The sequence below is a fragment of the Streptomyces sp. NPDC017991 genome (assembly GCF_044328075.1).
GTDB lineage: Bacteria > Actinomycetota > Actinomycetes > Streptomycetales > Streptomycetaceae > Streptomyces.
Genome location: NZ_JBIRGP010000004.1, coordinates 143,391 through 163,672 on the forward strand (window position 1 = coordinate 143,391; position 20,282 = coordinate 163,672).

The 20,282-nt window shown below is 71.4% G+C and carries 19 protein-coding genes and 1 tRNA gene; 8 read left to right on the plus strand and 12 right to left on the minus strand.

The features are described 5' to 3' along the window. Positions 1 to 127: 127 nt before the first annotated feature. From ACH4DZ_RS13355 to ACH4DZ_RS13380, 6 genes are all read right to left on the minus strand, one after another. Positions 128 to 1,300: a lipid-transfer protein gene (locus ACH4DZ_RS13355; protein ID WP_398287203.1), complete on the minus strand. Its 1,173-nt coding sequence runs from the start codon at positions 1,298 to 1,300 to the stop codon at positions 128 to 130. Next, complete coding sequence (locus tag ACH4DZ_RS13360; protein ID WP_398287204.1) at positions 1,297 to 1,821, minus strand: MaoC family dehydratase; 525 nt, start codon at positions 1,819 to 1,821, stop codon at positions 1,297 to 1,299. The genes ACH4DZ_RS13355 and ACH4DZ_RS13360 overlap by 4 nt, the downstream gene beginning before the upstream one ends. Next, entirely contained in the window at positions 1,818 to 2,858 is a 1,041-nt protein-coding gene (locus ACH4DZ_RS13365; RefSeq protein ID WP_398287205.1) for an acyl-CoA dehydrogenase family protein, read from the minus strand. The genes ACH4DZ_RS13360 and ACH4DZ_RS13365 overlap by 4 nt, the downstream gene beginning before the upstream one ends. Further along, on the minus strand, positions 2,858 to 3,853 hold the full coding sequence (locus ACH4DZ_RS13370; RefSeq protein ID WP_398287206.1) for a bifunctional MaoC family dehydratase N-terminal/OB-fold nucleic acid binding domain-containing protein: 996 nt from the start codon (positions 3,851 to 3,853) through the stop codon (positions 2,858 to 2,860). The genes ACH4DZ_RS13365 and ACH4DZ_RS13370 overlap by 1 nt, the downstream gene beginning before the upstream one ends. Continuing rightward, positions 3,850 to 5,196: an acyl-CoA dehydrogenase family protein gene (locus ACH4DZ_RS13375; protein ID WP_398287207.1), complete on the minus strand. Its 1,347-nt coding sequence runs from the start codon at positions 5,194 to 5,196 to the stop codon at positions 3,850 to 3,852. The genes ACH4DZ_RS13370 and ACH4DZ_RS13375 overlap by 4 nt, the downstream gene beginning before the upstream one ends. A gap of 273 nt (positions 5,197 to 5,469) precedes the next feature. Next, complete coding sequence (locus ACH4DZ_RS13380) at positions 5,470 to 5,781, minus strand: hypothetical protein (RefSeq protein ID WP_398287208.1); 312 nt, start codon at positions 5,779 to 5,781, stop codon at positions 5,470 to 5,472. 389 nt (positions 5,782 to 6,170) lie between these two features. Between ACH4DZ_RS13380 and ACH4DZ_RS13385 the strand changes: the two genes are divergently transcribed. Further along, a complete protein-coding gene (locus tag ACH4DZ_RS13385) occupies positions 6,171 to 7,037 on the plus strand; it encodes a bifunctional DNA primase/polymerase (RefSeq protein ID WP_398287209.1) in 867 nt (288 codons plus the stop codon). Positions 7,038 to 7,181: 144 nt separating this feature from the next. On the opposite strand, the gene ACH4DZ_RS13390 is transcribed toward ACH4DZ_RS13385, so the two are convergent. Together ACH4DZ_RS13390 and ACH4DZ_RS13395 are read right to left on the minus strand one after the other, a co-directional pair. Continuing rightward, positions 7,182 to 7,268, minus strand: a tRNA-Ser gene (locus ACH4DZ_RS13390). A 41-nt stretch (positions 7,269 to 7,309) separates the two neighbouring features. Next, complete coding sequence (locus ACH4DZ_RS13395) at positions 7,310 to 8,908, minus strand: S1C family serine protease (RefSeq protein ID WP_398287211.1); 1,599 nt, start codon at positions 8,906 to 8,908, stop codon at positions 7,310 to 7,312. A 326-nt stretch (positions 8,909 to 9,234) separates the two neighbouring features. On the opposite strand from ACH4DZ_RS13395, the gene ACH4DZ_RS13400 reads away from it, so the two are divergent. The 3 genes from ACH4DZ_RS13400 (at position 9,235) to ACH4DZ_RS13410 (ending at position 12,030) form a co-directional block, all read left to right on the plus strand. Continuing rightward, positions 9,235 to 10,047: a glycerophosphodiester phosphodiesterase gene (locus ACH4DZ_RS13400; RefSeq protein ID WP_189771495.1), complete on the plus strand. Its 813-nt coding sequence runs from the start codon at positions 9,235 to 9,237 to the stop codon at positions 10,045 to 10,047. Positions 10,048 to 10,184: 137 nt separating this feature from the next. Then, on the plus strand, positions 10,185 to 10,832 hold the full coding sequence (locus ACH4DZ_RS13405) for an ATP-binding protein (protein ID WP_398287212.1): 648 nt from the start codon (positions 10,185 to 10,187) through the stop codon (positions 10,830 to 10,832). 208 nt (positions 10,833 to 11,040) lie between these two features. Next, positions 11,041 to 12,030 carry a DUF5926 family protein gene (locus ACH4DZ_RS13410; RefSeq protein WP_398287213.1) on the plus strand — a complete coding sequence of 330 codons (990 nt, stop codon included), beginning with the start codon at positions 11,041 to 11,043 and terminating at the stop codon, positions 12,028 to 12,030. Between the two features lie 235 nt (positions 12,031 to 12,265). Here the strand turns inward: ACH4DZ_RS13410 and ACH4DZ_RS13415 are convergent, their stop codons facing one another. Beyond that, a complete protein-coding gene (locus ACH4DZ_RS13415) occupies positions 12,266 to 12,997 on the minus strand; it encodes a hypothetical protein (RefSeq protein WP_398287736.1) in 732 nt (243 codons plus the stop codon). Positions 12,998 to 13,167: 170 nt separating this feature from the next. After that, entirely contained in the window at positions 13,168 to 13,833 is a 666-nt protein-coding gene (locus tag ACH4DZ_RS13420) for a bifunctional DNA primase/polymerase (RefSeq protein WP_398287214.1), read from the minus strand. Between the two features lie 473 nt (positions 13,834 to 14,306). Here ACH4DZ_RS13420 and ACH4DZ_RS13425 point away from each other — a divergent pair, with 473 nt between their 5' ends. From ACH4DZ_RS13425 to ACH4DZ_RS13440, 4 genes are all read left to right on the plus strand, one after another. Then, complete coding sequence (locus ACH4DZ_RS13425) at positions 14,307 to 15,818, plus strand: PP2C family protein-serine/threonine phosphatase (RefSeq protein ID WP_398287215.1); 1,512 nt, start codon at positions 14,307 to 14,309, stop codon at positions 15,816 to 15,818. 232 nt (positions 15,819 to 16,050) lie between these two features. Beyond that, on the plus strand, positions 16,051 to 17,538 hold the full coding sequence (locus ACH4DZ_RS13430) for an aminopeptidase P family protein (RefSeq protein ID WP_398287216.1): 1,488 nt from the start codon (positions 16,051 to 16,053) through the stop codon (positions 17,536 to 17,538). A gap of 233 nt (positions 17,539 to 17,771) precedes the next feature. After that, entirely contained in the window at positions 17,772 to 18,017 is a 246-nt protein-coding gene (locus ACH4DZ_RS13435) for a hypothetical protein (RefSeq protein WP_398287217.1), read from the plus strand. A gap of 2 nt (positions 18,018 to 18,019) precedes the next feature. After that, positions 18,020 to 18,202 (plus strand): hypothetical protein, encoded by a 183-nt coding sequence (locus ACH4DZ_RS13440; protein WP_398287218.1) that lies wholly within the window; start codon positions 18,020 to 18,022, stop codon positions 18,200 to 18,202. A 95-nt stretch (positions 18,203 to 18,297) separates the two neighbouring features. Here the strand turns inward: ACH4DZ_RS13440 and ACH4DZ_RS13445 are convergent, their stop codons facing one another. Both ACH4DZ_RS13445 and ACH4DZ_RS13450 read right to left on the minus strand, forming a co-directional pair. Beyond that, positions 18,298 to 19,137: a triphosphoribosyl-dephospho-CoA synthase gene (locus ACH4DZ_RS13445; RefSeq protein ID WP_398287219.1), complete on the minus strand. Its 840-nt coding sequence runs from the start codon at positions 19,135 to 19,137 to the stop codon at positions 18,298 to 18,300. A gap of 14 nt (positions 19,138 to 19,151) precedes the next feature. Then, a complete protein-coding gene (locus tag ACH4DZ_RS13450; RefSeq protein WP_398287220.1) occupies positions 19,152 to 20,105 on the minus strand; it encodes an intradiol ring-cleavage dioxygenase in 954 nt (317 codons plus the stop codon). Positions 20,106 to 20,282 lie beyond the last annotated feature (177 nt).

Here is a 20,282-nt window from a genome sequence, read left to right on the forward strand (position 1 = left end):
CGGCCCCGCACGCGCTGTCGGGTCCGGACACGCGCCACGTTCATCCGTCCGCCCCGCAATCAGCCCCGATCGTCCGAACCGGGGACCGGGCGGACCCCTGAATCAGGCCCGGTCGTCCGAACCAGGATCAGGCCCGATCGTCCGAACCCAGGATCAGTCCCGAGGTCGGAACGCCCGTCCCCGCGGTCACGAGCACCCGACGGGCTCCGGGTATCTGGTTCACGGACGAACCGCGCAGTTGCCGGACCCCTTCCGCCACTCCGTTCATCCCGTGCAGATACGCCTCCCCGAGCTGTCCTCCGTGCGTGTTCAGCGGCAGCCGCTCCGCCGCCACGAAGTCCGCGGCCTCACCCGGCTTGCAGAACCCGAACTCCTCCAGCTGCGTCAGCACGAACGGCGTGAAGTGGTCGTACAGGATCCCGACGTCGATCCCGGCCGGCGTGAGCCCCGACGTACGCCACAGCTGCCGCGCCACCACGCTCATCTCCGGCAGCCCCGTCAGATCGTCCCGGTAGAAGCTGGTCATCTGCTCCTGGGCGCGCCCCGCGCCCTGGGCCGCCGCGACGATCACGGCCGGCGGACGCGGAAGGTCGCGCGCCCGCTCCACCGAGGTGACGACCAGGGCCTGCCCGCCGTCGGTCTCCTGGCAGCAGTCGAGCAGCCGCAACGGCTCGACGATCCAGCGGGACGCCGCGTGATCCGCGAGCGAGATCGGTCTGCCGTGGAAGTACGCCGCCGGATTGGTCGCCGCGTACTTCCGGTCGACCACCGCGACCTGCCCGAACGCCTCGGAGGTCAGCCCGTACGTGTGCAGATAGCGCTGGGCCGCCATCGCCACCCAGGACGCGGGCGTGAGCAGTCCGAAGGGCAGCGCCCAGCCGAGGGCCGCACCCTCGGCGGACGGCACCCGGCGCTGGACCCCGGAGCCGAATCTGCGCCCCGACCGCTCGTTGAACGCCCGGTAGCAGACCACCACGTCGGCCACCCCCGAGGCCACCGCCAGCGCCGCCTGCTGGACGGTCGCGCAGGCCGCCCCGCCGCCGTAGTGGATCCGGGAGAAGAACGACAGCTCGCCCATCCCGGCCGCCTGGGCGACGGTGATCTCGGGGCTCGTGTCCATCGTGAACGTCACCAGGCCGTCCACATCGCCCGGTGTGAGCCCCGCGTCGTCCAGCGCGGCCCGCACCGCCTCCACCGCGAGCCGCAGCTCGCTGCGCCCCGAGTCCTTGGAGAACTCGGTGGCCCCTATCCCGACGACGGCCGCCCGCCCGCCGAGGCTGTCCCTCGTCCGCACGCTCATGACCGGCTCTCCGGGGTGGCCGCGGTCGTCTGCGGGGTGGCCGCGGTCGCCTCCGGGGTGGCCGCGGTCGCCTGCGGAGCACTGTCCGTCGCCGCCCGCGGCACCGGCACCGGCACCGGCACCGGCACGGTGACCGTCACCGTGCCCGTGACGTGTTTGCCGAGACTGTTGGCGCCGACGACCCGCACCGTCGCCGTGTCGCCCCGGACGTCCTCCACCACCCCGGTCAGGACCATGGTGTCGCCCGGATGGTTGGGGGCGCCCAGTCTGATCGCCACCCTGCGCAGCACGGCCCGGGGCCCGAAGTAGTCGGTGATGTAGCGCCCGACCAGCCCGTTGGTCGTCAGGATGTTCATGAAGATGTCCGGCGAACCCTTCTGCCGTGCCGACTCTGCGTCGTGGTGCACGTCCTGGTAGTCGCGGGACGCGATCGCCCCGGCGACGACCAGCGTGCGGGTGATCTCGATCTCCAGCGGTGGCAGCGCGTCACCGACCCGCGCCGGCCCGACCTCGGTGGTCATGCGTCCCCCTCGCCCTCTCCCTCACCGTGCGCGATCGACTCCCCCAGTTCCTGGAGCAGCTCGCTCCCGCATCCCAGGTACGCGTCCAGCTGCCGTCCCCACAGGAAGTGCCGGTGCACGGGGTGCTCCAGGTCGGCCCCCGTACCGCCGTGCAGATGCTGTCCCGCGTGCACGACACGCTGCCCCGCCTCCGACGCCCACCAGGCGGCGGTCAGCGCGTGCACGGCGTAGTCCAGCCCCTCGTCCCTCCGCCAGGCCGCCTCGTACGCCGTGACCCGTATCGCCTCGGTGTCCATGTGCGCGTCCGCCGCGCGGAGTTGGACACCCTGCCTGACCGCGAGCGGCTGCCCGAACTGCTCGCGGGTGTTGGTGTACGCCACGGCCCTGGCGACCGAGCCGGCGCACACCCCCGCCTGCAGCCCCGCGAAAGCCGTGCGCGCGGTGGCCAGCACGTCGTCGTACGCGCCGACGCCACCGAGTCGTTCGGCCGGTGCGGCGTCCAGGCTCAGGCGTCCGGCCGACCACGGAGCCGTCGACTCCACGGGCTCGCACCGGGCGTCGGCGGTCCGTACGAGCCATAGCCGGTGCTCGTCGTCGGCGATCAGCACATGCGTGGCGTCGCGGAGCCACGGCACCACGGGGACCACCCCGCTCAACTCTCCCGGCCCACCCGCTCGTACCACGGTGTCGGGCAGGGCGCCCGTCAGCACGACCGACCCGTCCGCGATCCCCGGCAGCAGTCGCTCCCGCTGTTTCGCCGAGCCGTGCGCCGACACCGCCAGCAGCCCGTAGACACAGCTCGCGGCGAACGGCACCTGGGCCGTCGTCCGCCCCTGCTCCTCCAGGAGGAGCACAAGACCGAGGAGCCCGATGTCCAGGACGGCGGCCGGCAGCCCCGCCTCGCACAGCGCCTTCCACAACTCCCCGTCGCTGCCCGTCGCCGCGGCGGTCAGCCGCTCGTGCGTGGACAGGTCGCCGAAGATCCGCGCGGCCAGATCGCGGGCCGCCGTCTGCTCCTCCGTCGGCGTGAAGTCCATCAGCCCCCGCTCCCCCCTACGGCGCGGAAGACCGGCAGCTCCAGCTCCTCGTCCACCCGCTCGAACTCCAGCCGCACCGGCATCCCGATGCGCACGCGGTCGTGCGGCACCCCCACCACATTGCTGATCATCCGGACACCCTCGACGAGTTCGACCAGTCCCACGGCGTACGGAGGGTCGAAGGCCGGGAAGGGCGGGTGATGCATCACCACGTACGAGTAGACGGTCCCCTCGCCGGCCGCCTCGACCGTGTCCCACTCCAGGCAGCCGCACGAGTTGCACCCCGGTAACCAGGGGAAACGCAGGGTCTCGCACTTCTCGCAGCGCTGGATGAGCAGCCGGTGCCGGGACACGCCCTCCCAGAAGCCGGCGTTGTCCCGATTGACGACGGGGCGGGGCCGCTCGGGGCGGAAGGCCGGCGCGGCTTCCCCGGTGGGCGCCATGGCCTCCACGGCTTGCTCGACCGCCGTCGCCGCCCCGCCCGTCGCGCCGCCCCTCCGGCGCCGCCCCGCAGGTACGTACTTGAGGATCCGGAACCGATGTGTCCCCGCAGGCTCGCCCCCTGCCCGTACATCCGTCCGCGTCGTGACGAAATATCCCGTGCCCAGCTTGGTCGTCTTGCGCTCGGAGACCGACTCGATCACCGAGCCGAAGGTGATCCGGTCCCCCGGGCGAAGGGGCCGCAGATACTCCTGCTCGCAGTCGGTGGCGACCACCGAGGTGTACCCGGCGGCGTCGAGCAGCCCGAGCATCTCGACGTACGCCTCCGAGCGCCCCCCATGTCCGGAGAGCCCTCCCATCGTCCAGGCCTGGAGCATGGTGGCCGGCGCGACGGCGTCCGCTCCCGCGTACGCCGGACTGGTGTCTCCCATCGCCTCGCACCAGTGCCGGATCATCGGTTCGTTGACCAGGTCCTTGCCCACACCTCCGACGGCCGTCAGCCCCTCGTACGTCTTCAACCGCGCATGGATGTCCTCGTACCGCCCCTCGGTCACCGCCGCCCCCTCGTCATCCCGAGCCGCATCGTCGCCACGATCTCCCGCTGCACCTCGCTCACCCCGCCCCCGAACGTGTTGATCTGCGCCGCCCTGTTCATCCGCTCCAGCTCACCGTCCTCGAACACCCCCGGCGAACCGGACCGGATCAGCGCGTCCGAACCGACGATCTCCTGACACATCCGATACACCGCGACGGCCGATTCGGTTCCCACGACTTTCACGCCGCTGGCATCGCCGGGTGCCAGCCTGCCGGCCCCCACATCACCCACCAGACGCCAGTTGAGCAGGCGCGTCGCCGCCAGCCGGGCATGCACCTCGGCCAGCCTCGAACGCACCCACGGCTCGTCAACCCTGCGCCGCCCAGTCACCCGATCGGGGACGCGGGCGGCGGCCAGCGCGGCCAGATAGAAGTCCTCGGCCTGCATACCGATGGCGGCGAGCGCGACCCGTTCGTGGTTCAGCTGGTTGGTGATGAGCCCCCAGCCGCCGTTCTCCTCACCGACCAGGCGGGAGGCCGGGACCCGGATCCCGTCGTAGTACGTGGCCGTCGTGGTCAGCCCGCCCACCGTCTCGATCGGTGTCCACGAGAACCCGGGCGCGTCCGTGGGGACCAGCAGGATCGAGATGCCCTTGTGCTTCGGCGCGTCGGGGTCCGTACGGCAGGCGAGCCAGATCCAGTCGGCGCGCTGGGCGTTGGAGGTGAACACCTTCTGCCCGTCGACGATCCACCCGCCGCCGGTCCCTTCGTCGAGCCCCGCGCGCCCCTCTTGCTCCGCGCGCCCCTCACGCCCCTCACGCCCCCTACGGGCACCGTCCCCACCAGCGCTGTCGCTGCCGCTGTCGCTGTCGCTGTCGCCACCACTGCCTGCGTCTCGGCCGCCGACCCGCACGGCCCGTGTCCGCAGCGAGGCCAGATCCGTACCCGCCGACGGCTCGCTGTAACCGATCGCGAACACGAGCTCTCCGCGCAGGATCCGCGGCAGGAAGAAGTCCTTCTGCTCCTCGGTCCCGTACTTCATGAGCGTCGGCCCGACCGTGTTCAGCGTGACCATGGAGACCGGGGCACCCGCGCGGCAGGCCTCGTCGAAGAAGACGAACTGTTCGTCGGCGCCCCGCCCTTGGCCCCCATAGGCCTCCGGCCAGCCGATACCGAGCCATCCGTCGGCGCCGATCCGCCGCAGCAGCGCCCGTTGCCCCGCGGAACCGGTACCGGTGCCGGAATCGGTGTCGGCACCGGCGGCGGCGCCGGTGGGAGCAGGTCCCTCGGGCATCAGGTCACGGAAGTACTCACGGAGTTCGGCGCGCAGTCGTCGCTGGCGTTCGGTGGGGGCGAGATGCACGACGACGGCCCTCCCGGACCTCGTACGAACAAGGGTTTCTGACTGTCCGTCAGATACATCCCACTGTCAAGGTTCGAGGTCGCTCGACGCACCAGGCGCGAGGCGCGGTCGCAGAGGCATGCCTGGATGCCCGGATGCCTGGATTCCCGCACGCAAAAACGTCTGCGCGTCGATGCCGAAGCACCGCCGCGCAGACGTGTTACGACCCCACAAAGCACCCCACCAAGGAGGCGTACGGCCGGCGGGGGTCTCCAGTCCCCGGCGGCCGCCGACTCACCAGAGGCGGGTGAAGTTGACGGCGATGTCGTCGTTCGACTGGTCGATGGCCGTGAACGCGGAACCGTTCACCTGCGCCGTGTTGCTCTGGTTCGAGGCGCCCGAACCGACGGCCTGCTGCTGCGTCGTGGACGAGGTGCCGTAGTTGTCGTCCCCGACTCCGCTGCCCCCGACAGTCGCCACCGCGGCGTTCGATCCGTTGTCCGCGAAAGAGCCGTTGTCGGCCGTTGCCACTCCCGAGAAGAGGGCGGCGGCGAGCGGCAGGGCTGCCGCGGCGGCGAGAACGCGGGCGGTACGGATGCTTGCCATGTCAGTTCCTCCAGAAGCGAGAAGTACGTACCGGTCGGGACCGGTTACCGGTCAGGACCGGCTGAGTACGGCTGGTTCCGGGGCAGTTGGCCGACCGCCTCGGTGATCGTTCACGACGTCGCGAGATCAGGATTGCCCACCGAATCCCCAGCGAACCACCCTGGAAGCCGCTATTCGCTCGCAAGCGTGAGTACATGTCGATAAACCCCCTTCACGCCTCTAAAACCACAGTTCAGGATGGTGCGGGCACTCAATCCCATACACCGCAAGGGATGAAGCGTTTCGTCGCCTTTTCAGCCAATCCACTTGAACGGGTTTCCCGCCCCGCACAGAGCCTCCCCACACCTCCACCCCTTCCCTTTTTCGAACACTCGTACGAACATGGATGCATGGCCACCATCGACCGGCAGGCCACGACGCTGGCCCTCGCACACGCCCTGTCAGCCGCCGAACGCGGACTGGCCGTCATCCCGCTGTCCCGGACCAAGCTCCCCGCGCTGCGCTCGCCCCACCGCGACGACCCGGCGGCACCGCCCTGCCACGGCGAGTGCGACCGCTTCGGACACGGTGTGTACGACGCCTCCACCGACCCCCGCCGCATCCGCGTGCTCTTCGCCGCCGCCCCCTGGGCCACCGGCTACGGCATCGCCTGCGGCCTGGACCCCCACCACCTGATCGGCATCGACCTGGACACCAAGTCGGGTACGGACTCGTCCGCGGCTCTTCGCGAACTGGCGCTGCGCCATCTGTTCACGATCCCCGAGACGGTCGTCGTGCTGACCCCCAGCGGCGGCCGGCACCTCTGGCTGAGCGGCCCGCCCGACGTCGTCGTCCCCAACTCCGCGAGCCGACTGGCCCCGGGCATCGACATCCGCGGTGCCGGCGGCTACCTCGTCGGCCCCGGCTCCCGTACCGAACACGGCGTCTACAGCACGGCTCCGGGCACCGCCCAGCTGCCGCCCGCCCCCTGCCCGACGTCGCTGCTGCGCCTCCTGACGCCCCCGCCCCGCTCCCACGCCCCGACGGCCGCCGCGCCGACCCAGCAGGGCCTGGGACTCGTGCAGTTCGTCCTCGCCGCGCACGAGGGCCAGCGCAACACCCGCCTGTTCTGGGCGGCCTGCCGCGCCTACGAGAACGGCTTCGGCCCGCAACTGACCGAGGCCCTGGTCGACGCCGCCGTCCGCACGGGCCTCACCGAACGCGAGGCCCGCTCGACCATCACGTCGGCGTCCCGCATGACGAGCCACCGCCCGTAGCCCGCGCCCCTGGAGCCGGCGCGGGAGACCCGGCCCACCGAGAGCCCAAAGAAGTCCGGCCCCCACCGGATTCCCTGCAACCCGACGGCAACGCACACAGGAACGGCCCCTGACCGATTTACCTGGTCAGGGGCCGTTCACCTGCGGTGGGTGTGGGATTTGAACCCACGGTCACATCGCTGCGACGACGGTTTTCAAGACCGTTCCCTTAGGCCGCTCGGGCAACCCACCCCGCGCCGCTGAGAGATCGGCGCGGGGACAAGACTAACCGGTCAGCTGTCGCCCTCGCGCTGGCCCAGGGTTACTTCGGCCGTCCGCTGCTTGCCGTCGCGGGTGTAGGTGAGCTTGACGGTGTCGCCGGGCTGGTGGGTCCAGATCTCGCCGATGAGGGTGGGGCCGCTGTCGATCACCCGGTCGTCGAGCTTGGTGATGACGTCGCCGGGCTTGAGGCCTGCCTTCGCGGCGGGGCCGTTCGGCGTGACCGCGTCGGAGTTGGCGGCGCCCTGTTCGGTGATCTTCGCGCCCGTGCCCTCCTCCAGGGAGACGGAGGCACCGATGACCGGGTAGACGGGCTTGCCGGTCTTGATGAGCTGCTGGGCGACGTTCTTCGCCTGGTTGATCGGGATCGCGAAGCCGAGGCCGATGGAACCGGACTGGCTCGTGCCGCCCAGGCCGCCGCTGGTGGACTGGATCGCGGAGTTGATGCCGATCACCGCGCCCTTGGCGTCCAGGAGCGGGCCACCGGAGTTGCCCGGGTTGATCGAGGCGTCGGTCTGCAGGGCGCTCATGTACGAGGCCTTGCTGCTGGAACTGCCGTCGCTGGAGGCCACCGGGCGGTTCTTCGCGCTGATGATGCCCGTGGTCACCGTGTTCGAAAGCCCGAACGGGGCGCCGATCGCGATGGTCGAGTCGCCGACCGCGATCTTGTCCGAGTTGCCGAGCGGCAGCGGCTGGAGGTTGTCCGGCGCCTTCTTGAGCTTGATGACCGCGACGTCGTAGCCCTGGGCGTGACCGACCACCTCGGCGTCGTACTTCTTGCCGTTCGAGAAGGTGGCCGACAGCTTGCCGCTCTCGACCGCCTCGGCGACCACATGGTTGTTGGTGAGGATGTGGCCCTGCTTGTCGAAGACGAAGCCGGTGCCCGTGCCTCCCTCGCCGTTGCTGCCCTCGGCCTCGATGGTGACCGTGCTCGGCAGCGCCGTGGCGGCCACGTTCGCGACCGTGCCCGCGTCGCGCTTGAGGTCGCCGCCGCTCTCGGACGAGGAGACCGTCGTCGAGCCCGAGGAGTCGTCGTTGCGGTCGGCCGCCCAGTAGCCGATGCCGCCGCCCACGCCGCCCGCGATCAGCGCGGCCACCAGGACCGCGGCGACCAGACCGCCCCGCCCGCCGGACTTCGGCTTGGGGGCGGGCTGCTGGTACGAGGAACCCCAGACGTCCCCGGAGCTGCTTTCGCCTCCTCCGTAGGGACCGGAACCGCCGTCGCCGCCGCCTCCGTAGGGACCCGAGCCGCCCGCGCCCCCGCCTCCGTACGGGCCGGAGCCGCCTTCGCCCCCTGCCGCGTACGGGCCGGAGCCCGCCTCGTTCGCGTACGCGGGCGTGGCCGGCGGAGGAGGCGGCCACGCGCCCGCCTCCGGAGCCGGAGCGGCGCCCTGGGGAGCCCCGGGAGGGGTCGGGGGCAACGTGGCCGTCGGCGTGTCTCCCTGGAAGGGGCCCGGCTCCTGGGGCCGGTGCCGGCCCTCTTGGGGACCCTCGGGATCCGCTCCCGGCGATACCGCCTGCTCCGGGGGCACGGAAGCAGCGGGAGTATCCACCGGCACGGGAGGTGCAGACGGGGCCGGGGGTACTGCAGTGCCCTCGTTCTCGGTGCTCACAGCTCTTCCTCTCGATCCACGGCTGTTCAGTAAGTGCGCATCCGGTCACGTTCGGTCGCGTGTGTTCAGGACTCCACCACGCGTGTTCGGGAACCGGCACGATTCAGCTGTGCATGTGCTTTTGTATGCCGTCAGCTTTTCCCACAGGACGTCAGGGCGCCATAAGCGGCACCTGTGACTCCGAGATCTTCATTTATATAGGACAGGTCTGACAAAACCACTGCACGGCCCGCACCACAGCTCCCGCCGCGGCTCCCGCCATAGATCCCGCCACCGATCCCGCCGCCGGTCCCACGCGTACCCACTCGCGATGGCACCATGACGCGGTGACCCACGCACGACAGCACCCGACCCAGGTCGTCGCCCATCGCGGGGCCTCCGAAGAGGCCCCCGAGCACACCCTGGCCGCGTACGAGAAAGCCATCGAGGACGGGGCCGACGCCCTTGAGTGCGATGTACGGCTGACCGCGGACGGGCATCTCGTCTGCGTGCACGACCGCCGCGTCAACCGCACCTCCAACGGTCGCGGTGCCGTCTCCGCCCTGGAGCTCGCGGATCTCGCCGCCCTGGACTTCGGCTCCTGGAAGAACCGCGACGAGGCACCCGACTGGGAGCAGCAGCGGCCCCCCTCCTGGGAACAGCAGTCCGTCCTCACGCTGGAGCGCCTGCTCGAACTCGTGGCGGACGCCGGCCGTCCCGTACGGCTGGCCATCGAGACGAAGCACCCCACGCGCTGGGCCGGCCAGGTCGAGGAGCGCCTGCTGGTCCTCCTGAAGCGCTTCGGTCTGGACGCGCCGTCCTCGCCCGCCGAATCGCCGGTACGCGTCATGAGCTTCTCGGCGCGCTCCCTGCAGCGCGTCCGTGCCGCTTCCCCGACGATGCCGACGGTCTATCTGCTGCAGTTCGTCTCACCCCGGCTGCGCGACGGACGGCTGCCCCCGGGAGTCCGGATCGCCGGCCCCTCCATGCGGATCGTGCGCAGTCATCCTGCGTACATCGAGCGCCTGAAGCGGGCCGGGCACCAGGTCCACGTGTGGACGGTGAACGACTCCGAGGACGTCGACCTCTGCCTCGGACTCGGTGTCGACGCCATCATCACCAACCGTCCGCGCGCGGTGCTGCGCCAGCTGGGGCGCTGAAACCGCTCCCCTCACAGCTCTCGCAGGTCCCACACGTTCCACCCACGTGGTGCCGCATATCGGCCATAAAGTCGAATTCAGGTCACTCGATTACAGGGAGTGCTCCGGCGCACTCGCTCCGTGTTCGATCGTTACGAGTGCGTCACCGCACGCGCATTGGCCGGTTTCCGGTTCATCCCAGAAGGGCATCCACACCGTGGCGTGGGGCAAAGGAGGTCTCGGGGGTGGCGTTGATGGTGGCACAAGAGGTGCCCACGTCGTCGAGCATGGCCGTACCCCATGGCCCTGCGGGCGTGGGAGAAGCAAGACACCGGATGCGGGATCAACTCCGCACCAGGGGTGTCGCGGAAACGGTCATCGACGATGCCGTACTGATCCTTTCCGAACTACTGAGCAACGCCTGCCGTCACGGCAGGCCACTGGGTGAAGCCCTGGCCGGGGACGGCGACGTCCGGGCCGCGTGGCGTGTCGAACCGACCGGCAGACTCACCGTCGAGGTGACGGACGGCGGTGGTCCGACCCGTCCGGTTCCGGCCACGCCCTCGATCACCGCGCACGGCGGCCGTGGGCTGAACATCATCACGGCGCTGGCCGACGACTGGGGTGTCAGGGACGACGCCCGCGGTGAGGTCACGGTGTGGGTGGTCGTACACAAAGGCGCCTGCGCCGTACGCCGGCGCAACGACTTCACCACGCGGGTCACGGCCCCGGCGGTGTCCGCCGCGTCCACGGTGCCCGCGATATCCGACCTGGACTTCGGGGACGCCTTCGACGGTCTGGACTGACCGATCGACGGGACCCACCCGGCAGGTTCAGCCAACGGCGCCGACGGGGCCGACAGGGCCGAAGCAGACGGAAGTGCTGGTTCCGGGACGAACCGAAGCGCCGCTCCGGGTACGACCCGGCACGTTGTCCACAGGGTCCCGTCGGCCCTCGTACGAACGGCTAGGCTCGCGCCAGTACGAGTCGAGCCGTAACCGGGAGACATCCACGATGGCCAAGAAGCGACCCCAGACGAAGGCCAAGCAGCCGCAGCGGCAGGATGGGGCCCGCGCCGCCGGCGCAGACGGACACGTCCCGGTTGTCGGAGCACGCGAGCCCTGCCCGTGCGGCAGCGGCCGCCGCTACAAGGCGTGTCACGGACGCGCCGCCGCACACGCCGTGACCGAGCTGGTCCACCGGCCGTTCGAGGGCCTGCCGAGCGAGGGCGACTGGATCGCGCTGCGCGAACTGGTGCCCGCGGCGACCGTCGAGCTGCACCTGAAAGAGGCCCTTCCGGAGGGCGTGCCGTCGGTCACCCTCGCGACGGTGCTGCCGATGGCCTGGCCGGCCCTGCGACGCGAGGACGGGTCGGTCCTCATCGGCCTGCAGAACGACACGGCGTCCGGTGACATCAGCCGCGACCTGGCCGACACGCTCCAGCGCGCGCTCACGGCGGAACCAGGCACTCCGGTGCAGGGCCGCCGCGCCCCGAGCGACGGAGTGCGCCTGCAGGATCTCCTCGACCCCGAAGGCGCGTTCGAGCCAGTTGTGCACACGGGCTTCGAATTCTGGGTTCCGGACGCACAGAACGCCGCCACGGAGGTCGCGGCCTCCCTGGAGCGCGCCAACGCCGCCGCCATCCCGACGGTGAAGCTCGCCGGCGTCGACGCCGCGTACTGGTGCGAGACCCCCGACAAGAACCACCTGCGCTGGGTCATGCCGCATCCCGAGGAGCAGCTTCTGGACGCGCTCGCGCGGCTGCACGCGGAGGGCCGGTCGAGCCTCGGTGAGGGCACCAGGCTGGTCGGTTCCTTCCGAGCCCACGGCCTCACCGTCCCGGTCTGGGACCTGCCGACCGGCGTCACGGCCGAGGACATCGAGAAGCCCGCGTCCGAGTTCGCCGAGCGGCTCGCCACCGCGCTGGCCACGGACGCACCGCTCACCGCGGACGAGCGCCGGGCACGCGGCGGTCTCACCAACCGCCAGGTCACCCTCAGCTGACGCCCGGCGTACACCCGGCCCCGGCCGGCCGGCGGGGCGACAGGTGTGCGAAGCGGGTGACTCCTGTCACAACTCCCGGTCGTGACAAGCGAATCCGTGTCTGAATAGCCGAGATCGAATTTGCGAACCGCCGATCTCTTGTTACCGTTCCAATAGCCCGGTTGCTGGTGCATCCCCCGTCGCCAGCAACCGGGTCTTTTCATGTCCGGACACGGGACCGCCGTCGGCGAAGTCCTCAACGGGCTTTCAGCACAGGCGAGTTGCTTCCCGAGCGCAGAAGCAGCGGCCCGTCGGCGCCCTCGTCGGACCCGGCGAACTCAGCGATCGCCGAGTACTCCGAAGCGTCACCGGCCGTCCGCTCCCGCGGTGTCTCGCACGCCCCCGGCTCGTCGTCCGCGCCCACCGCGCAGTACATCCGCAGGGTGCGGCCTCCGGGCGCCAGAAGAGTCAGTACGGACGTGAGGGAGTCACCGGTCGCGTTGCGGTAGTAGGTACGCGCCCAGGTCTCCCGCCCCTGCGTCAGCACGCACGTCTGCGCCTCGATGCCGTCGGGGGAGGCGAGTTCGGGTCCGCAGCGGGCGGCGGTGGCGAGCCCCGCACCGAGCGTCAGGGAGCGCCCGGAAGCCGAGGGGTGCCGGTCGGCCGCCCCACCGTCGGCACGACCTGAGCCGGGCGCCCCGTCGGAACCGGGACCGCCGGAACCGGAACCGGAACCGGAACCGGCAGAAGCAGAGCCGGAACCCTCGGCTTCACGGCCGTCGGCGCCGCGACCGCCGCCCGCACGCTCACCGATCTCACGCTCACCGGCGTCACGGCCGTCGCCGTCCGACGCCGACGACTGCGCGGACGCGCGTGCGGACGACAGTGAGGATGCGGGGGAAGACGCGGAAGCCTCGCGACCCACCGGCCCCGCGGAGGCCACCGCCAGCGGCAGCGCGACCGTGAGGACGACGATGACCGCCGGCATCACCAAGCGGACTCTTCGGGGATCCGGCCGGTCGGGGTCCGGTGCGTGCGATGGGTGCGATGAATGCGGTGAGTACAGGGAGTCCAGGGGTCGTCCCCCGGAGTGACGCAGCATGAAGGGGACGATAACGAGCGAGGACGGGCGCGCGGTTCGCCGCGCGCCCGAGTCCCCTACAACTCGGGGGCGCTCACACCCGTACGAGTGAGAGCCTCCACCACCGCGTCCACCACGGCCTCGACATCGGGCACCCAGGGGGCGGCCGACCCCGGCAGCGGAGCCCGCTCCCAGCGGATCCCGCCCTGCCCGGTCTCGGACGGCGGCAGGGCCACGTAACCGCCCTCGCCGTGGAAACGCAGCGAGCCCGGCACGAAGTCCTTGGCGTAGAGCAGCTCACCCAGCTGCTCCAGGGAGTACGGCTTCACGAGCAGCGCCCAGCGCGTCGGGGACGCGATCACGGGGCCGAGGCGCATTTCCTTGAGGTCGAGGGCGGCCAGCGCCCGGGCCGCGGCCGGAGCCGGCAGGCTCACCGCGCACGGGGCCTTTCCTCCGGTGGCGAGGATGATCGGGGCCGTCGGCCGGTTCGTCCACCACCAGCGCGCCATGCGCTCGTCGGTGGTGGCCGCGAGGAGGCCGGGGTCGAAGGGGTGGGCACCTGGCACCGTGCACTCCGGGTCCGGACACCCGCATCGGGCCCGCCCCTGCGGGTCCGGGGCCACACCCGGGAGTACGGGCCACTGCCATTGGGTCGCGAACGTCAGGGCCGCGCTGAGCATCTCAGGCCTCCCGCCGTTTCGCCTGGACAGGAGCCTGCGTCGCCTTCCGAGGATCTCGCGCATGTGCGCTCGTTCCTTTCCGTTGAACGCCGAGGAACCACATCACACCATGTGTCGATCACTTCACTGTGCGTACCTACTGGCGCATCACACCCTCGTCAGAGACAAGGGGAACCCCTATGGGCCGAGCGTTGGTTGCGTCCGCGTCCATACTGCGTCTGGCTAAAGCACGGGCATGGCGTGGGGTGGCGGCGCCTGGCGTTTGCTGTCCCGCGTATATCTCGCCGCCTCCGCCACGGGAGGATGGGGCACGGTCGTCGGTGGTTAAGACGCCCGGGTCCGTCGCCAGGTTCCGGAAGGGTTCCGTGAGGATCCCCACCACACCTGGCTTTCACCGAGTACGTACCCATCACGACCGCTGTGACGCTCTGTCGAGCTAGGCCAGTCGACCGCAGTACACCGTGACTGGAGTCAGTTTTAAGCCAACTTTACCTTTCTGTAGCGGTCCCACGGACACCAGGAATCCCAGCAGGACAATGCTGGACATCCCCTTACGAGTGCGTGTACATGTGGAGACACTGCCAGCGGCGCAGAATGACATGGGGGTTTGCGATGCTATTGAGCAATACGCACCGGTCGGAAAGCCGGACACCATGAACGCCCCTCACCTCCCGAAAGTGGCCGGAATCGATTCAACGGTTCCCTCACCCACACACACTGTCGCGCCGACACGTGCCACCACGGGTTCCCCACCGGTCACTTCCCCACACGCCCCGGGCGCCGTCCTCCAGGACAGACTCGCAGGCTGGGTGTCCGATCTCACCACTCTGCACGAGCTGACCGAGCGACTGGCACGGACCGCCTCACTGGCGGACGCCCTCCAGGAACTGCTGCGCGCCGGAGCCGCCCTCGTGGGCGCCCGGCGCGGTCTCGTGGTGCTGGAACCGGGCGACGGCCTCGGCCCGGACACCACGATCGGCCTGGGCCTCGCCCGGGCGGATCTCGGGCACATCGAGACCGTCCCGCGCAGCTCCATGTCGTACGGAAGGATCCTCGACGGGCTTCCCGGGGGCGAGGGCGAGATCGCCCAGCCCGACCTGCTCTCCGAGGACGGGCTCGACCCACGGCACCGCGAGGTGGCCGCCCGGCTCGGCTATGCCGCGAGCTACGCGCTGCCGCTGTCCACGGACGCGGCAGGCCGGCTGGGCGCCGCCGTGTGGCTCTACGACGAGCCGGCCGAGCCGGTCGAGCGGCAGCGCCACCTGGCCGGCCTCTACACGGCGTACGCGGCCGAGCACCTGGACCGCCTGGTGGAACTGGAGCGCACGCGCGCGTGCATCACGACCATCTCGGAGGAGCTGCTCCCCTCCCGGCTGCCCCGGGTCTCCGGGGTCAAGCTGGCCGCCCGGCACGGCACGGGACCGCGCGGCGGCGGCGACTGGTACGACGCGCTGCCGCTGCCCGACGCCGCGCTCGGCCTCGCGGTCGGGTCCGTCACGGGGTCCGGCCCCAGTGCCGTCGCCGCGATGGGCCGGTTGCGGGCCTCCCTGCGGGCGTACGCGGTGATGGAGGGCGAGGACCCGGTCGCCGTCCTGTCCGACCTCGAACTGCTGCTGCGGCTCACCGAGCCGGCCCGCTCCGCCACCGCCCTGTTCGCGTACTGCGAGCCGGCTCTGCGCAAGATCACACTGGCCGGGGCCGGACACAGCCCGCCGCTGGTGATCGGCGAGCGGCGCACCGAGTACGTGGAGACGTCGCTCTCGGCGCCCCTGGGGATGCTCGCCTGCTGGGAGGCGCCCGGTGTGGAGTTCCGGGCCGAGGCGGGAGAGACGGTTCTGCTCTACACGGACGGGCTGCTGCACCGGACCGGCGATCCCATGGACCGGGCCTTCTCGCGGCTGCACGCGGCCGCCGCGAGCGTGCCCAGGGCGCTGCGGGCGGAGCCGGGCGCCGTCGCCGACCACGTCCTGCGGACCATGCTGCCGGACGGCCTCGACGACGCCGACAGCGACGAGGACGTGGTACTTCTGGCGGCCCGCTTCGAGTGAGCCGCAGGTCCGGCGCGGGCCGCTCCGAGTAAGCCGCGCGTCCGGTTCCGCGCGGGCCGCACATCCGGCTTCGCGTCGGCCGCGCGGGCCGGTCCCGGTGAAGCGCGGGCCCGCTCCGGGGGCCGACGCGCCCCGTGTGTGAGCCGCGCGTCATCGGGTCTTCCGGCCCTGGGCGCTCTTCCGTACGACCGTACGATGGACAGCGTCCAGAGTCGTATCGAGGAGGCAGATCGTGTCGGAGGCGCTCATTCCGGAGACCCCGGAAGCCGTGCTTGAAGATGCCGCCGACCAGGCGGATGAAGAAGAGCCCATCAAGCAGCGCAAGAACGGCCTGTATCCGGGCGTGTCCGACGAGCTGGCCGAGAGCATGAAGTCCGGGTGGGCCGACACGGAGCTGCACGGACTGCAGCCGATCGCCCAGGCCGCGCACACGGCGGCCCGCCGTGCCGCGCTCTCCGCGCGCTTCCCGGGCGAGCGCCTGGTCGTCCCCGCGGGGAACCTGAAGACCCGCTCGAACGACACGGAGTACCCCTTCCGTGCCTCGGTCGAGTACGCGTACCTGACCGGCAGTCTCACCGAGGACGGCGTCCTCGTGCTGGAGCCGGCCGCGGACGGCCACAAGGCCACGATCTACCTGCTGCCGCGCTCCGACCGCGAGAACGGCGAGTTCTGGCTCTCCGGCCAGGGCGAGCTGTGGGTCGGCCGCCGCCACTCCCTGACCGAGGCCGAACAGCTGTACGGCATCCCCGCCTCGGACGTCCGCGAACTCCCCGACAGGCTGCGCGAGGCGACCGGGCCCGTCCGGGTCGTGCGCGGTTACGACGCCGGGATCGAGGCGGCACTCACCGACAAGGTCACCGCCGAGCGCGACGCCGAACTGCGGGTCTTCCTCTCCGAGGCCCGGCTGGTCAAGGACGAGTTCGAGGCCGGCGAGCTGCAGAAGGCGGTCGACTCGACCGTGCGCGGCTTCGAGGACGTCGTACGGGTCCTGGACCGCGCCGAGGCGACCAGCGAGCGGTACATCGAGGGCACGTTCTTCCTGCGCGCGCGGGTCGAGGGCAACGACATCGGCTACGGCTCGATCTGCGCGGCCGGACCGCACGCGTGCACCCTGCACTGGGTGCGCAACGACGGCCCGGTGCGCTCCGGGGACCTGCTCCTGCTGGACGCGGGCGTGGAGACGCACACCCTCTACACGGCCGACGTCACACGCACCCTGCCGGTCAACGGCACGTACTCGGAGATCCAGAAGAAGATCTACGACGCCGTGTACGAGGCCCAGGAGGCCGGCATCGCGGCCGTGCAGCCGGGTGCCAAGTACCGGGACTTCCACGACGCCGCCCAGCGTGTGCTGGCCGAGAAGCTGGTCGAGTGGGGGCTCGTCGAGGGCCCGGTCGAGCGGGTACTGGAGCTGGGGCTGCAGCGCCGCTGGACGCTGCACGGTACCGGTCACATGCTCGGCATGGACGTCCACGACTGCGCGGCCGCGCGGACGGAGTCGTACGTGGACGCGACGCTGGAGCCGGGGATGTGCCTCACCGTCGAACCGGGGCTGTACTTCCAGGCGGACGACCTGACCGTGCCGGAGGAGTACCGGGGCATCGGCGTCCGGATCGAGGACGACATCCTCGTCACGGAGGGCGGCAACCGGAACCTGTCCGCGGGGCTGCCCCGCAGGTCCGACGAGGTCGAGGCGTGGATGGCCGCGATCACGGCCTGACCTGTGGTCGGCTGACAAGCAATGGCATGCAGTCACATCATGCAGTCACGTGTAGTGGCACCAAGTGACATGAATGGCCGGGTACCGAGGGGGTGCCCGGCCATTTTCGTCGTCCGCGGGTGATCCGTGGCTGGTCGCGCAGTTCCCCGCGCCCCCGGAAGCGCGCCCCCGGCGGGCATCCCGCTGTGGATCGTCGAGCGGACCGCGGCTTCGACGTGGGTTGTCTCCGCGGTGTGACGGGCCCGGCGGCGGCCACGCGCGCGATACGGCGTTCGGGGCTCGTGCTGGCGGTCTCGTGCGCGGTGTTCGCCCTGTCGGCCGGGGTCTCGCCGTGGACGGCGGTCGGGGTGCTGGCGGTCGGCGCGGTGCTCCAGGTCGGCGCCGAGATGCAGCAGTCGCGGGGGCCTGGCAGCTCTCCTTCGACCTCGCGCCGCCCGACCGGGTGGGCGAGTACCAGGGCTTCTTCGGTACGGATGTGACGGTGGCGCGTATGCCGGGCCCGCTGGTGCTGACGGCGCTGCTCGTGGGCCGGGGGGACGCCCGGCTGGCTGCACCTCGGCGCTCTGACGCCGACGGCCTCGTACGCGATGGGTCCCGCGGTGCGGTGGGCGACGGAGAGCCGGGCCGGGGCGCCGACGAGCGGCCGGACTACCGCGCCCTGTAGCGGCCCGGTCGCCGCACCGACGGGCGTCCTGGCCCCCGTACCGACGGACAGCCCGGCCGCCGCGCCACCCAGCAGCCCTGGTGCCGAACCGACGCTCAAGCGGCCAGTGCCGGTGAACCGACCTCCACCGGAAGCGAGTCCGCGAACAGGGCCCCCGCGAGCAGCCCGCTGCTTCCGCGGGGGCTCCACGCGCGCGCGTGGAGGTCCTCGTCGAAGGCCGCCAGGGCCGCGCGGCCCGCCCCGGTGGACGTACCGCCCGCCTCGGCGACCCCGCGCGCACCCGCCTGCACGTGCCGCAGCCCGTGCGGGCCGGCCGTGTACAGCAACTCGGTGTCCTGGAGCGTCGACATGACGGTCAGCAGGGCGTCGAGCCGCGCGTACGGCTCGGGGACGCCCGCGGTGCGGGCCGCGGCCAGCGTGTCCAACGCCCGGCGCACATGGGGGAAGCCGGCTCTCGCCTCGCCCCGGGCGCCGGCCGCGCCGTACTTCGCGGAGACCGACGAACCGCGGGAGGGCCGTCGCGGCGCCCGCCGGTCGGAGTGGGCCGCGATCCGCTTGGCGGCGGCGGTCAGGTCCTGTCCGCCGGCCCGGGGTTCCAGGGCCGCGGCGGCGACCAGCAGGCCGAGCACCCACAGCGCTCCGCGGTGCCCGCCGCCCGCCAGGGCCACCGAGTGCTCGGTGCAGCGCCCGATCGCACCGAGCTCCGCCCGCAGTCCGGGGGTCGCCGAACCGGTACGGCGGGCGGCGGCGGCCATCGCCGCGAGGCCCGGCTCCAGCGCCTTGGCCGACCAGCGCAGCGAACAGTGGTCCTCACCGGTCACCCGGACGCCGAGATCACGCGGGTCGGGCAGTCCTGGCTTGGGTGCCAGCGCCAGCTGCCCGGTGAGTGCGGTCACCGCGGCCCGCGCGAGCGTCTCGTCCGCACGGCTGCTCATCACCCGCGGCCCCCTTACGAGGAGGAGGCGGAGGAGGAGGCCGACGCGCTCGGGGCGTCGCTGGGGGCGTCGCTGGAAGCTCCGCCAGGAGCGCCGCTCGGGGGCGTGCCGCCGCCGCCCGCGCCGGTGTTCTCGGCGTCCGGGTCGACCCCGAGCGTGATGGACCCCTTGTAGCCCTTGGAGGGGTCCTTCTTGTGCACGGGTTCGAGGGTGAGCAGGCCGCTGGAGGCGCCCCCGCCGTCGTAGACCATGTCGTCGTCGAGCTTGGTCCAGGTGCCCGAGTGCTCGGAGTAGGGCTCCAGTTCGAAGATCTGCTCGGCGATGTCGTCGTCGAAGAAGAGCTGGCCGGTGTAGTTGACCTTGCCGCCCTCGTAGGTGCCGTCCTCCTTCTCGCCGCCGGTGTGCACCTTCACGTGGATGTGGCAGGTCCGCGGTGTGTACCAGCCGGGGACGATGGTCCGGAACTTGACGACCCCGTTGGCGCCCGCGATCTGGTAGCTCCGCAGATAGGTCTTGTCGTCGGCGGTCGAGCCGTCCTCGCTCTCGGCGGGCGCGGAGCCGCCGGGGTTGGCCGTCGTGTAGCCGGAGTAGTAACCCCAGGCGTCGCAGTGCCAGATCTCCACGGCCGCGCCGGCGACCGGGGCGCAGGACTCCGTGGTGTCCCGCACGGTGATCCGCAGTGTCAGCGGGACACCGCTCTTGCCCTCGGTGATGTCCTTCCTCACGAGGGCGCCGTCCAGGTAGTACGGGCCTTCGGTGACGCTGGACATGAGGACGCAGGTGCCGCTGCCCGACGAGGCCGACGCGCTGGCCGTCTCCGTGGCAGTCTCCGCGGCCGTGGCGGGCGTCCCGTCGGCGAAGGCGGACTGGTATCCGGCGATCGCGAGACCACCGGCCGCGGCCGTACCGCCGGTGACCGCGAGGGCCCGGCGCCGCGTGAGGCTCGTCCCTTTGTTTGTTCCCGTCATGACAGAAAAGCTAGGGAGGCCACCCGTCAGGGACATGGGTGAAAGCTGTGAGCGCCCTGAGAATGCCGGGGAAGCTGAAATCGGCGGGAAAACACCCCTCTTTAGGGCCTGGAGGGAGAGCCCTTGGGAGGGCCCTCCAGAGTGAATCGCTTGGGTGAGTCGCCGGGTCAGTCGCCG

Bases quoted from the DNA above. Each gene is read 5' to 3' on its own strand.
- ACH4DZ_RS13425 (WP_398287215.1), top strand. From the start codon at position 14,307: ATGCTGGACATCCCCTTACGAGTGCGTGTACATGTGGAGACACTGCCA.
- ACH4DZ_RS13355 (WP_398287203.1), bottom strand. From the start codon at position 1,300: ATGAGCGTGCGGACGAGGGACAGCCTCGGCGGGCGGGCGGCCGTCGTC.
- ACH4DZ_RS13445 (WP_398287219.1), bottom strand. From the start codon at position 19,137: ATGAGCAGCCGTGCGGACGAGACGCTCGCGCGGGCCGCGGTGACCGCA.
- ACH4DZ_RS13365 (WP_398287205.1), bottom strand. From the start codon at position 2,858: ATGGACTTCACGCCGACGGAGGAGCAGACGGCGGCCCGCGATCTGGCC.
- ACH4DZ_RS13420 (WP_398287214.1), bottom strand. From the start codon at position 13,833: ATGCGCGAGATCCTCGGAAGGCGACGCAGGCTCCTGTCCAGGCGAAAC.
- ACH4DZ_RS13360 (WP_398287204.1), bottom strand. From the start codon at position 1,821: ATGACCACCGAGGTCGGGCCGGCGCGGGTCGGTGACGCGCTGCCACCG.
- ACH4DZ_RS13380 (WP_398287208.1), bottom strand. From the start codon at position 5,781: ATGGCAAGCATCCGTACCGCCCGCGTTCTCGCCGCCGCGGCAGCCCTG.
- ACH4DZ_RS13410 (WP_398287213.1), top strand. From the start codon at position 11,041: ATGGCCAAGAAGCGACCCCAGACGAAGGCCAAGCAGCCGCAGCGGCAG.
- ACH4DZ_RS13385 (WP_398287209.1), top strand. From the start codon at position 6,171: ATGGCCACCATCGACCGGCAGGCCACGACGCTGGCCCTCGCACACGCC.
- ACH4DZ_RS13450 (WP_398287220.1), bottom strand. From the start codon at position 20,105: ATGACGGGAACAAACAAAGGGACGAGCCTCACGCGGCGCCGGGCCCTC.
- ACH4DZ_RS13415 (WP_398287736.1), bottom strand. From the start codon at position 12,997: ATGCCGGCGGTCATCGTCGTCCTCACGGTCGCGCTGCCGCTGGCGGTG.